We start from the raw sequence: 12,482 nt of genomic DNA, 5'->3' as shown, positions 1-12,482 counted from the left end.
CAGCATATCATACGATAATTCAGCAAAACCACGCATTAATTCAGCATATCACCCAATAGCTTAAAAAAATCCAAACAAAACACTTGAAAGTCAAAAAAGGTCAGAGTATAATGAAGTCAGAAAGTCAAAGATAGTCAAAGTCAAATTGATATAAATTAAATCTTAGTAGGAGGAATGGAAAATGAAATGTCAACAATGTGGTGTAAATGAAGCTAATATTAATGTACAAATGCAAATGAACCATGAAAGAATGCAGATGCACCTCTGTAATTCATGTTTCCGTGAAATCCAAAATCAAATGATGAACTCCAATGATATGTTCTCAAATCCATTTTCGGGTGGAAATGCTGAAGATGCATTTGCAAATTTTCAAGGAAATGGTTCTAGCAATACAACAACTAGAACAAAGCAAAAAGGAAATAAAGGTAATGGTCTAATTGATCAATTAGGAAAAAATATTACACATGCGGCTAGAAATGGTGAGATTGATCCAGTAATTGGCCGTGACAAAGAAGTAAACCGAGTAATTGAAACTTTAAATAGAAGAAATAAAAACAACCCAGTCCTAATTGGGGAGCCTGGTGTTGGTAAAACAGCAATTGCAGAAGGGCTTGCTCTTAAAATTGCTGAAGGAAATGTACCTGCAAAATTAATGAATAAAGAAGTGTATCTATTAGACGTAGCATCCCTAGTTGCTAATACAGGGGTTCGTGGTCAATTTGAAGAACGAATGAAAAAGTTGATTCAAGAGGTGCAATCTCGTAAAGACGTAATTCTTTTCGTAGATGAAATTTATTTATTAGTAGGCGCTGGTACTGCAGAAAGCTCACAAATGGATGCTGGAAACATTTTAAAACCAGCATTGGCACGAGGAGAAATGCAAATCATCGGTGCAACTACATTAAAAGAGTACCGTAAAATTGAAAAAGATGCAGCTCTAGAGCGACGCTTCCAACCGATCATGGTTAAAGAACCAAGCGTAGAAGAAGCGATCCAAATTTTAAATGGCATTAAAGATCGTTATGAAAAATTTCATGAAGTACGTTACTCTGACGATGTTATCCGTAATTTCGTAACACTTTCTGAACGTTACATCCAAGATCGTTTCTTGCCAGATAAAGCAATCGACTTAATGGATGAAGTTGGATCTCGTCTAAACCTTGCAAATGCAGAAAAAGACTCAAATTCTATTGAGCAAAAACTGCAAGAGATTATTAGTGAAAAAGAAGAAGCTGCCGAAAGAGAAGATTACGAGCGTGCAGCCAACCTTCGTTACCAAGAAATTCAACTGCAAAAACAATTAGAAAAAGCTAAAGACGAAGAGCAAGTAATTGATGTAGATGTTTCTGACATTCAATTAATTGTGGAAGAAAAAACAGGTATACCTGTAACGAAGCTTCAAACAGATGAACAAGAAAAAATGAAAAATATTGCAGAAAATCTTGGTAAGAAAGTAATCGGTCAAAATGAAGCAGTAGCTAAAGTGGCTAAAGCAATTCGCCGTAGCCGTGCTGGTCTTAAATCGAAATATCGTCCAATTGGATCATTCCTATTTGTTGGACCAACTGGTGTAGGTAAAACAGAATTGACAAAAGCATTAGCAGAAGAGTTATTTGGAACACGTGATTCACTCATTCGATTAGACATGAGTGAATATATGGAAAAACACGCTGTTTCAAAAATTATCGGTTCCCCTCCAGGCTATGTTGGCCACGAAGAAGCGGGACAATTAACTGAACGTGTACGTCGTAATCCTTACTCAATCATTCTATTAGATGAAATTGAAAAAGCGCACCCAGACGTGCAAAATATGTTCCTACAAATTATGGAGGATGGTCATCTAACCGATTCACATGGTAGAACAGTAAGCTTTAAAGATACGGTTATTATCATGACAAGTAATGCTGGTACTGGAGTAAAACAAGTTAATGTTGGCTTCAATAGTACAGAGCATGAGTCTGTTTCACAGTTAGAAAACTTAAGTGAATACTTTAAACCAGAGTTCTTAAACCGCTTTGATGCGATTATTAACTTTAATGAGTTGTCAGAAGATAACTTAGTCGAAATTGTAGACTTGATGCTTAAAGACTTACAAGAAACAGTAGAAGAAAATGACATGAATATCACCATTACAGATGAAGCAAAACGAGAATTAGTACGTCTTGGCTATGACCCACGATTCGGAGCAAGACCATTACGCCGTGTCATCCAAGATAAAATTGAAGATCAATTAACAGATCTATTGCTTGAAGAAGAATCTGTATCTGCAGTCAATGTAGAATTGGCTGATGGTGTGATTGTAGTTAAAAAAGCTTAATAGTTAATAGAAAAGCCTTTGATTTTGGGATTCACACAGTTAATAACCATGGAAAAAGCTCAGAGAATAGTTGACTCTGAGCTTTATTTTTGAATGTTAAGAACCCGTATTTAAGTATGTTTTTATAATCTAAATTGCATCTTCATAATGAATTTAGTGAAGTGAAAAGTTACTTCATATATTTAGCAACTAACTCATAGCATCTTTCTCTTGTAAGGGTTGCTTGCGTTGCTACATATTCTAAAGATTCCGTCGAACCGCCCTTATATTTTAGTGATGCTTCTTTAGCAGCTTCATCCCTATGTTCGATCCAGTTTCGTTGTTCCTCTCTTAAGTTAGCCATCTGTTCTGTACTAAGCTGCTCTTTCAACACGCCATAGATTTTATTCAATTCCTCATCCCAGGTTTTAAATCTTTCCGCCTCTTGTTCCTCCATAGCTAATATGGTTGTTTCGGCTTCTAAGTTTCTATCTAATTCTTCCATTTCATTAAGTTTTTGCAGATATTCTTCCTTTTCAGTAACTTCATTGTCACTACTGCTGGAGGATTCTCCTTCACTTGAATATGTCGATGTATGATTAGAGGATTCATCTCGGTCATTTATCTGGTCAGTCTCAGAACCTTCTGAAGAGTTTTCTGTTTTATTTTTATCTATATTTGATCCGTCTTTACTTGATGATTCACCATTTTCATTTTGATTCGAACTATTATTTGAGGAATGGTTGTCCGACTCGTTAGATGAGTTTCCACAAGCAGTCAAAATAACTAATAATACCGTTAATATTCCCATTAAAAATTTCTGATTGTTTTTCATAACATGCTACCTTTCTTTTTCTGTTAGATATTCCTATTGTTATTTCAACATTCTACACGTAAATAAGCAAGAGTTATTTCTTTTTATATATTACCATAAATCCCCTGTTTGTTTTGTGTTTTCCCTCCGGAATCAACCAATTTTTTGTTTGGAGCCATCGCCTTACGAAGCAATGACATCTCTCGACCAATAAATATTTTACCTCAAAACGTGACAAACTAAATTAGTAATTTCTCCATAAAAGGATGTTATACATGCAGTACTTTAAACGTGTAGTTATCTTGATTTTTATTAGCACAATTCTTACTGGAATGACTAGTCAGGAGCCGCGTCCCGATGAACTGGTTGTCCATTTTATAAATGTTGGACAGGGAGATAGTATACTCATTCAAACTCCTAATGAGAAGAATATTTTAATTGATGGTGGCCCACCGAAAGCAGGAAAAAAAGTTGTTAAGTATTTAGAGAATCGTGACGTAAAGGAGATAGATCTATTAATTGCAACACATCCAGATAAGGATCATGTTGGAGGGTTACCAGAAGTAATGCGGTCGATAGAAACGAACAGGATTATCGATTCGGGAAAATTGCATACAACACAAACTTATGCAAAGTATTTAAATACGGTACGTAAAGAGAAAATACCAATTAAAATTGCAAAGCAAAACGAAAAGATAAAAATCGACCCTTTAGTTGATATTACTGTATTAAATACCTATGACAAAGGCAAAAACAATAATCAATCCTCTATTGCTTTAAAAATAAGCTACCAGGAGATTGATTTTCTATTATTAAGCGACATTGAAAAAAAGCAAGAAAAACAATTAATAAAAAAATATGATGTAAATGCAGAAATCATGAAGGTAGCTCACCATGGTTCTAAAACAAGCAGCTCTCTAGAATTTCTTCAGGAAGTAGATCCTCAAGTAGCTATACTAACCTATAGTAAAAAAAATGATTATGGTCATCCTGTTAACCGGGTTATAGAGAATTTGTACAATATAAACGCACAAATATATTCAACTGCTGTGTTTGGAGATATTGTTATTCGAACTGAGGGAGAGAATTTTTTTGTTTTTCCAAAGAAAAGTCCAATGGAGGGGTTGTTAGAAAAAACAAGTTAACAAAAATTTATTTACAGTTTTATACAAAAGTGATATCATAATAATATAAAAATAATATTATGATTTGGGGAAGGGGAATTATTCTGATGAAAGAAAGAAATGCTTGGATGATTAATGGATTTCTCGGTGTTTTAGTAATTGCATTACTTTTAGCAGGAACAGTATTTAGTTTTATCGCTCAAGAGTTTATTCTAGGTGCTATTTGTTTGGTAATTGCGATTACATTAGGTAGCGGTATAACACTTGTTCAACCTAATCAATCTGTTGTTGTAATTTTTTTAGGTAAATATATGGGGACGATTCGAAGAGAAGGAATTGTGATTACTGTGCCATTTTCTATTCGAAAGACGATTTCCCTTCGTGTTAGAAATTTTAATAGTAAACGATTAAAAGTGAATGATGTCAATGGGAATCCAATTGAAATTGCTGCGGTTATTGTATTCAAAGTAGTTGATGCTGCAAAGGCAGTCTTTGATGTAGATAACTATGAAAAATTTGTGGAAATTCAAAGTGAAACAGCGATCCGTTCGGTTGCAACAAATTATCCATATGATACATTTGAAGAGGTTGAGCTTACCTTACGTGGGAATGCTGAAGAGATTTCAAGGGAATTAACAACAGAATTACAAGATCGTTTAACGGTTTCAGGAGTGGAAGTGATTGAGGCGCGTTTAACGCATCTTGCTTACTCCACAGAAATTGCTCAAGCAATGCTACAACGTCAACAAGCGAGTGCGATTATCTCCGCTCGAAAACTTATTGTAGAAGGTGCTGTTGGTATGGTGCAGGATGCGATTGATAGGCTTGAAAAAGATGGGTTAGTTGAATTGGATGATGAACGCCGTGCAGCGATGACCAATAACTTACTAGTTTCAATTGTTTCTGATCATGGAACACAACCGGTTATCAATACTGGTACCTTATATCAATAGATCATTTATATAAAAGAGGGTTTTTATGGCTAAAAAAAAGAGTTTTCCATTACGAATCGATCCGAAATTATATGACGTTTTACAGGCATGGGCAAAGGATGAGTTTCGTAGTGTCAATAGTCATGTAGAATATTTATTACGCCAAGCAGCAAAAGAAGCAGGTAGACTACCAAAGAGTCAAGATAAGAAAATGGATACTGATTGACAGTAAGGGAGCGTTTATAAAGATCGATCTAGTATCTAAATTGAGAAGTATGGATATTTTTTAATACAGCAAGATATTTAATTCACCTCGTTATTACGGGGTGTTTTTTTATTTTTCTAGATAGTATCAACTTTCCAATTCTGCATAAAGTGCAACTAAGGCTCTTGATTTTAAGTCTAGGTGAAGAACTAGTTTTCTAACAATTTTAAAAAATATATTGACAATAAAGTTCGATAGCTGTATGGTTAATTACATAAGTAACTAACCAATTAACGAAGGTGATTTTATGAAAAACGCTCTAGATGACAACAGACCAATATTCCTTCAGATCAAAGAACAAATAGAAGATTCTATTATTAACGATTCTGTTAAGGCGGGAGAAAGGGTGCCTTCAACGAATGAATTTGCAGCATATTACAAGATCAATCCGGCAACAGCTGCAAAAGGCATTAATGAACTCGTAGCAGAGGAAATTCTTTTTAAACGGAGGGGTGTAGGTATGTTTGTCACGGAAAATGCAAAAGAAATATTAATTGAAAAACGGAAGAAAACGTTTTATGAGAATTTTATTCAACCATTAAAAGAAGAAGCGAAAAAACTAAGAATTAATTCAGAGGAATTGATCGAAATGATGAAGAGGGAGGAGAACGAAGAATGAAAATTGAGGTAAAGGAGTTATCGAAAAAGTATAGGGATAAAAACGCGCTACATCAAATTTCTTTTACTTTAGATGAACCTAAAATTTACGGTTTACTGGGAAGAAACGGTGCAGGAAAAACTACATTTATGGAGATTCTTTCAGGGCAAATCTTAGCTTCAAGTGGAGAAGTTTTAATTAATGGTGAGAATCCGTTTGATAATCAAAAATTAACTCAATCCATTTGTTTAATAAAAGAAGGACAAAACTTTAAGAAGGACTTAAAAGTGAAACATGTGCTTAAAATATATTCTTATTTTTATCCGAAATGGGATGAAGAATTGGCACAGGAATTAATTCGTGAATATAATTTGAACCTACATGCTAAAGTAAAAACGTTATCCAAGGGAATGGAGTCAGCATTAGGAATAATTGTTGGCTTAGCAAGTAAAGCACCAATAACGGTTTTTGATGAACCGTATATTGGTCTAGATGCAGCAGCAAGAAAGAAATTTTATGAGATTTTACTAGAAGAATATGAAGCTGAAAAACGTACCATTATTTTTTCAACTCACTTAATTGACGAAGTTAGTTTGTTATTTGAAGAGGTTCTTATCTTTCAGGAGGGCTCACTTGTCTTGAAAGAAGAAGCTGAACTTCTCCGTAATAACACGTATGCTGTCTCTGGCACCATTGAAGAGGTAGAAGCATTTATTCAAGATAAAGAAGTAATTCAGAAGAAACAATTAGCTGGCATGATGACAGCATATGTTTATGGAGAAAAACAAGAGGCAAAGAACCAGGGGTTAAATGTAGAAGGTATTCCAATTCAAGACTTAATGATTTATTTGACAGATAGGAAGGGGGCATAATTAATGGGAAAACAAATAAGAGGGTTATTATATTATTATTTGACGGATATACAACATTCTATCAAGATATTTTGGTCAATATTATTGAGTGTTTTAGTAGTTTGCATCGTTTTTGCTTATTTTCTGTTGAGTGTAGAAGATGGATTTATGAGATTTGGTTTTCCATTCGCGATATACGTCTATTTTATGATACTGGGTTTTTTAACGGTGAAGGAGAGCATTCCATTCGCTTTAAAACTTGGAGCAACAAGGAAAAACATTTTTATTAGTATTGGGATATTCTTTCTCATCTTAGTGTTTGCTTATGCAATCGTAGCAAACACCCTTCAGGAGATTACTTTAGCTTTTACCAAGGCTATCGGAATTGATTCATTTGCATTTTTGCATTTAGCACAGCTAATAGAGGATACCTGGTTAAATCGGGTGATTATCGATACATCATTGATGTTTTTATTCTCCTCGGTCATGTTTATTATTGGATTGTTGTTTTATAGATATGGATTAGCTGGTGGGGGTTCTGTAGTAGCAGTGTTGGCTATAGCGATGTTATTAGCAATTGCTAAAGGATGGATATTTGATTTTATTAGTCATTTAGTTAACAATTTGGATCTAACATTGTTCTATCAAATTTTATTGATAGGGATTGTTATATACTGTATTTCTTTTTTACTAATCCAAACAATTACAATTAATAAAGCTAGATAATACGGGAATAAATAAAGAGCTTGGGGCGGTTCCAAGCTCTTTACTCATATATGTGAATTATTGTGTGAGTCAGTGTATACACAAATCAGTACAAGTTAATCATCCAATTCCTTTTAAAGTAGTCTATTAATCTTTCACTCTAAATGTATAAATGGAAGCAACTACTAGTGCAATTGAAAGGATCATAGTAACACACGCAGTCGCAATCAGGTCTGTAGATAATTGATCCGTCATTAGCATATCAAGAATGTAACTGGATAAGTTATTCGGGAACCATTCTAATACGTGATTAAATACTTGATTAATCAAACTCATAACCATTATCGTTAGAATAGTTAAGAATGCAACAAGTCCCGGCGTTTTAATCAATGCATTGTAAAAAATAGATAACGATACTACAAGTGTTAACCAAAGCCCGTAGAAAAATGTGATCTGTAAAAGTTCTACAAAGGATAAATCTCCAAATAGAAGGTTGATATAATACCAGCTTGTTAATAACCCTAAAAACAGAGAGATCCAAACGAGCATTAATAGGGAAACCCATTTTGCAGTAATATAATTTCTGTAAGCGACTGGCTTAACTAGGATTAGCTCTGTAACGCCACTTTTACGTTCTCCAGCAATAGTACCCATGGACATAAGGACAAGTACTAATACACCTAAACTACTTAATTGGCTAAGACTCATCATTATTACCTCTGGTGGTGCAAATTCAGGCATTTCTAATGTTGACCCTTCTGGTAGTCCTCCCACTGAATCAATAATTTGTGGCAGATAGTAACTTGTAATTGGATCCATGATGGATAGCAAAATAATGACGAGGGGGACCCAAATCCATTTCTTGTTTCTCCAGTTTTCTAAAAGCTCTTTTTTAAATAATGTCATCCATTGCATTAGTCCTTCACCACTTTCATGAACATATCTTCCAGGGAAGCTCGATTGATATTAAATGAAGTTAATGGCCAATTTTCGTTGGAAGCTGCTTCTAGTATTCGTTGACGAGCTAGTTGAATATCTGATGCAGTGACATGTAACGTGTTTCTTTCTATATTACTAGCTGTTACTTCTGGTAAATCGTTTATTTTTTTAGCAAATGCTTCTATATCACGTTCAAATTCAATCTCAATTTTTGCTGTCTGATATTTAATTCGCAACTCTTCCATAGAACCGGATTCGACGATCTCTCCTTGCCGAAGTAATAGAAGTTCATCACTGATTTCATCTGCATCGGTTAAAATATGGGTGGAAAACAGAATCGACATCTCCTGCTTTAATTCCTCCATTAACTGCAAAACTTCTCTGCGACCAATAGGATCTAAGGATGAAACAGGCTCATCAAGTATTAATAGCTTTGGTTTATGAATGATCGCTTGGGCAATTCCAAGTCGCTGCTTCATACCACCTGAGTACCTAGAAATTCGTTCATCTCTAGCTTCTTTGGAGATTCCGATTTTTTCGAGTAAGCTTTCTGCTCGTTTTTTTGCTTCTGATTTTGGCAATAAGGCGAGTTCTCCACTATAAACTAAAAATTCTCTACCAGTCATCCAGTAATGGAACACAGGGTACTGTGGTAAATAGCCAATAAATTTTCGTATATCCGAATTTCCTTTTTCATTGGCAAACTCAATCGAGCCTGTTGTCGGTTTCAACAAACCAGCTAACGTACGTAATATGGTTGTTTTCCCTGCACCATTTGGACCAATTAAAGCGATACACTGACCGCTTTTGAATTCAAAGCTTACATTGTTTACTGCGGTTTTATTTTTATATTTTTTAGTAAGGTCTTGAACGGTAAGAAAGGCCATTATCGTTGTCTCCTTCCTAATACGAAGTAGAGAATAGGTCCTAACGTGCTAACGAAAATAATGATGAGTACCCATAACCATTTAGGACCGTTTGTGTAATCTGTTCGAATTAAATCAATCATAGCTACAATAATTAAAATCCCTTGAATAACAAGTATTGGAGCAATAAGCCCCCAATTAAAAGCTTCCATAATAATTCTCCTCCCTTTTAAGTACTTAGAATAAATGGAATACCAGCTGCTAATAAGATAATCACGATAATAATAATCCAGGAAAGTGGGTTGGCCCAATTATTTGTCCAACCAACACCGAAACGTTTTTCTAAAAATAGTGATGGATCGTTTTTATTAAAATAGAACACACCTAGTTTCCAGTACTTATCATCATCACGATTAATTCGTTTTTCAGCTTCATCTTTATCATGCGTAATAACGCGGCTACCACCTTGCCCAGTAGTTATCGATAACCATATTGCACCTAATGTAATTACTAGGGAAAAAACAAGTGGTACAACTACCATGAACTGTTGGTTAATCGGATAAATGAATGATAACTGAATTATGGAAAGCATAGCAGTTAATGCGATGCTAGTAGTGATTAAGTAAGCTGACCACCTTCTTCTAAAAATGATGTTTCGCTTTTTAGAGTCTTCTGGATTAACAGCACTAACTTGTTGCTTCGCTTTAGCAATAATCTTGTTAATAAAAATGAAAAGTAATGTTAGGTAAACCTGCATAATAGGTAAGATTAATACGGAACGATATGATTTATTGGTCCAATTTGTTACCTCGCCAGAAAAATTATATTGCATTGGTATCCGTTTAGGAATGTGGTGATAATTTTGCAATGTAATTAACATGGTTGTAATCGCAATGAGGAATGAGATAGTAAACCACAGGTTTGAATAGGTTAGTTTTTGTTGACGAAAACTTGTATCAATGACTAGCATTTGAGATTGCTTTGACCCATATTGGCTATCTTCATGTTTAATCTGTTTCATTCGGCGATGAAATGTTAAATAGATTAGAAATGAAATAACAATGTAAAACAATGTTAAGCTAGCGAAATAGATACTAACGATATCATCTGTGATTTCAAAAAATGCGGTTAGCAGTACTAAAGACGATGCTGTAATGAAACTAAGGATCCCAGTTTGTAGTACGTATTCCTTCCGCATTTGTTTCAACTTCTTTGACGAATATAAACTTTCTGGAATGGAAACACCAAAGCTTTCAGACTTTCTCGTCCAATAAGGGATGAACATAGTGGATATAAACACAGGTAATAAAACTAATACCAAGAGAAACAGAACCGTATTATTCATTTAGATCTCCTCTTTCTTGTTTAAATCTCTATATAGATTAGTTGTTACTTCTATAAATTCATCTGCATTAACTCCACGGCAGATCGATTCAGCAACTAAAGGTCGAAGCTTGGATTTTAATAACTCCATATAGGCCTCATCTGCCTGCGGAATGCCATCGGGATTGACCACAACACCCTTCTGCCTATGAATCAAAATAAAACCTTCTTGCTTTAATTGCTGGTAAGCTTTATTCACCGTGTGAAGATTAATACCGATATCTGCAGCTAAGGAGCGAACAGAAGGTAAAGCCTCTCCTGGCTTAAGCTCTTGTCTTGCAATACCTTCAATGATTTGGTGCATTAACTGAGTATATATTGGTTCTTTTGATTCAAAATCTAAATTTATGAACACATTCAATCACATCCTTCCACATGTTACATTTGTTCTAACTGTTATATTGATAATATAACAGTTAGAACAAAAAAACAATAGTAAAATAAAAAAATAAGAAATCCACATGAATATCCACATAATAAATTCTGTAAACTACCTATTTTTTATAACTTATACACATTACCCACAGATTTACTCATAAACACGATGTGGATAAAGTATGCTGATTGAGAGTGGGTTTATTGTAGTTATTCACAATGTCAATGTTATTGTGGATAAAATGTGGATGCTATATCGAAAAAATTAATTACCTGTGAAATGTAGATTATGTACATACCTTTATGGCAAAAGTCTTAGTGTGACTAATGAAGCATAAGAAGCTTATTCTTTTTTATCTGCCAAATTAAAAAAACCGAAGCAATTAGCCTCGGTTTCCTTTCTGGGTTAATTCATTATAAATACGATTTGCTTGCTTAAACTCTCTCTGGTACAGAACTTCCTGGGTTTTAGATAAATGCTTTACTCTAGCATCCTTTGGTTTGTTGGCCATATGATCACCCCTCGCTTTTACGCTTAGGATAACCAACCTAATTTAAAATATACATTTATCCCACATGTAACGGACAGTAAGAACCCCACCTCAAAATTTGAGTATACAAAAGAAGGTTAAGTGGAGGATCAATTACCGTAAATGTCTGGTTTTGTTCAGGGTTCTTTAGGTCATACCATTAAGGTGTTAACAATCAGTGGTCCCCACTGATTGAAGTTTCACTTTATTTCCTCTTACACTACTCCATGATCTGCTGCAGTTTCATCCACCCTAAATTGTTGATAAGAAATATAATGTTCTCTAGAAATTGCGAACAAATCATATATATCTTCGTTTTGATTAATTTTTTGATAAACATCTGGATATACAGTATTTCCTAATGCAACATATGGTATTTTTAAAACGGCTTTCAATGAACGTTTATTCGTTTTTCTTACCTTCATGAAAATCGTCTCGATGTTCGTATGATAGAAGATTTCATCGAAGAATTGATCCTTCGCAAGCTTATTGTACCCTTTGCCAAAATAAGGTTGGCCGATCCATGTTGCTAAAAATCCATGCCCGTTTTCGATATCAAATAGATTAATCGTACCAATTGGCTGATGATACTCATCTAATATGGTTCTAGAAATCAACTCTCCATTTTCTTCTGCTTCAATAGTTTGCTTTGTAACGAAGTAAAATTCATCACTTGTTGTTGCTTTTTGTCTAACGTACGGAAATACTTCAGGATGTGACATCAGTTCAAATAGTACAGGCACTTCATGTAGATCACGTTTTTTTAGCATCAAAAAACCCTCCTTATTTAAGCAGGAGGGTTCC

The 12,482-nt window shown here is 34.5% G+C and carries 15 protein-coding genes; 7 read left to right on the top strand and 8 right to left on the bottom strand.

Annotated features, from left to right (window positions below; translation table 11 throughout):
* Positions 1-181 precede the first annotated feature (181 nt).
* Positions 182-2,317: an ATP-dependent Clp protease ATP-binding subunit gene (locus GMD78_RS08150; protein WP_155668336.1), complete on the top strand. Its 2,136-nt coding sequence runs from the start codon at positions 182-184 to the stop codon at positions 2,315-2,317.
* Between the two features lie 169 nt (positions 2,318-2,486).
* On the opposite strand, the gene GMD78_RS08145 is transcribed toward GMD78_RS08150, so the two are convergent.
* Complete coding sequence (locus tag GMD78_RS08145) at positions 2,487-3,131, bottom strand: lysozyme inhibitor LprI family protein (RefSeq protein WP_155668335.1); 645 nt, start codon at positions 3,129-3,131, stop codon at positions 2,487-2,489.
* A gap of 254 nt (positions 3,132-3,385) precedes the next feature.
* Between GMD78_RS08145 and GMD78_RS08140 the strand changes: the two genes are divergently transcribed.
* From GMD78_RS08140 to GMD78_RS08115, 6 genes are all read left to right on the top strand, one after another.
* A complete protein-coding gene (locus GMD78_RS08140) occupies positions 3,386-4,255 on the top strand; it encodes a ComEC/Rec2 family competence protein (RefSeq protein ID WP_155668334.1) in 870 nt (289 codons plus the stop codon).
* 86 nt (positions 4,256-4,341) lie between these two features.
* Complete coding sequence (locus tag GMD78_RS08135; RefSeq protein ID WP_155668333.1) at positions 4,342-5,187, top strand: SPFH domain-containing protein; 846 nt, start codon at positions 4,342-4,344, stop codon at positions 5,185-5,187.
* A 25-nt stretch (positions 5,188-5,212) separates the two neighbouring features.
* Entirely contained in the window at positions 5,213-5,392 is a 180-nt protein-coding gene (locus GMD78_RS08130) for a type II toxin-antitoxin system antitoxin (protein ID WP_155668332.1), read from the top strand.
* Between the two features lie 286 nt (positions 5,393-5,678).
* Complete coding sequence (locus tag GMD78_RS08125; RefSeq protein WP_155668331.1) at positions 5,679-6,050, top strand: GntR family transcriptional regulator; 372 nt, start codon at positions 5,679-5,681, stop codon at positions 6,048-6,050.
* Positions 6,047-6,901 carry an ABC transporter ATP-binding protein gene (locus GMD78_RS08120; RefSeq protein ID WP_155668330.1) on the top strand — a complete coding sequence of 285 codons (855 nt, stop codon included), beginning with the start codon at positions 6,047-6,049 and terminating at the stop codon, positions 6,899-6,901. The genes GMD78_RS08125 and GMD78_RS08120 overlap by 4 nt, the downstream gene beginning before the upstream one ends.
* Positions 6,902-6,904: 3 nt before the next feature.
* Entirely contained in the window at positions 6,905-7,606 is a 702-nt protein-coding gene (locus GMD78_RS08115) for a hypothetical protein (RefSeq protein WP_155668329.1), read from the top strand.
* 126 nt (positions 7,607-7,732) lie between these two features.
* Here GMD78_RS08115 and GMD78_RS08110 read toward each other — a convergent pair whose 3' ends face one another.
* The 7 genes from GMD78_RS08110 to GMD78_RS08080 form a co-directional block, all read right to left on the bottom strand.
* Positions 7,733-8,500: an ABC transporter permease gene (locus tag GMD78_RS08110; RefSeq protein WP_155668328.1), complete on the bottom strand. Its 768-nt coding sequence runs from the start codon at positions 8,498-8,500 to the stop codon at positions 7,733-7,735.
* Complete coding sequence (locus GMD78_RS08105) at positions 8,500-9,411, bottom strand: ABC transporter ATP-binding protein (protein ID WP_155668327.1); 912 nt, start codon at positions 9,409-9,411, stop codon at positions 8,500-8,502. The genes GMD78_RS08110 and GMD78_RS08105 overlap by 1 nt, the downstream gene beginning before the upstream one ends.
* Positions 9,411-9,602: a PLD nuclease N-terminal domain-containing protein gene (locus GMD78_RS08100; protein WP_155668326.1), complete on the bottom strand. Its 192-nt coding sequence runs from the start codon at positions 9,600-9,602 to the stop codon at positions 9,411-9,413. The genes GMD78_RS08105 and GMD78_RS08100 overlap by 1 nt, the downstream gene beginning before the upstream one ends.
* A gap of 17 nt (positions 9,603-9,619) precedes the next feature.
* Positions 9,620-10,735 (bottom strand): DUF1648 domain-containing protein, encoded by a 1,116-nt coding sequence (locus tag GMD78_RS08095; RefSeq protein ID WP_155668325.1) that lies wholly within the window; start codon positions 10,733-10,735, stop codon positions 9,620-9,622.
* On the bottom strand, positions 10,736-11,128 hold the full coding sequence (locus GMD78_RS08090; RefSeq protein WP_343042216.1) for a GntR family transcriptional regulator: 393 nt from the start codon (positions 11,126-11,128) through the stop codon (positions 10,736-10,738).
* Positions 11,129-11,531: 403 nt separating this feature from the next.
* Positions 11,532-11,660: a YfhE family protein gene (locus GMD78_RS08085; protein ID WP_155668324.1), complete on the bottom strand. Its 129-nt coding sequence runs from the start codon at positions 11,658-11,660 to the stop codon at positions 11,532-11,534.
* Positions 11,661-11,893: 233 nt separating this feature from the next.
* Positions 11,894-12,448 (bottom strand): GNAT family N-acetyltransferase, encoded by a 555-nt coding sequence (locus GMD78_RS08080; protein ID WP_155668323.1) that lies wholly within the window; start codon positions 12,446-12,448, stop codon positions 11,894-11,896.
* Positions 12,449-12,482 lie beyond the last annotated feature (34 nt).

It is taken from the genome of Ornithinibacillus caprae, assembly GCF_009728145.1.
Lineage (GTDB): Bacteria > Bacillota > Bacilli > Bacillales > Amphibacillaceae > Ornithinibacillus > Ornithinibacillus caprae.
This window is presented reverse-complemented; position numbering and strand designations above follow the sequence as displayed.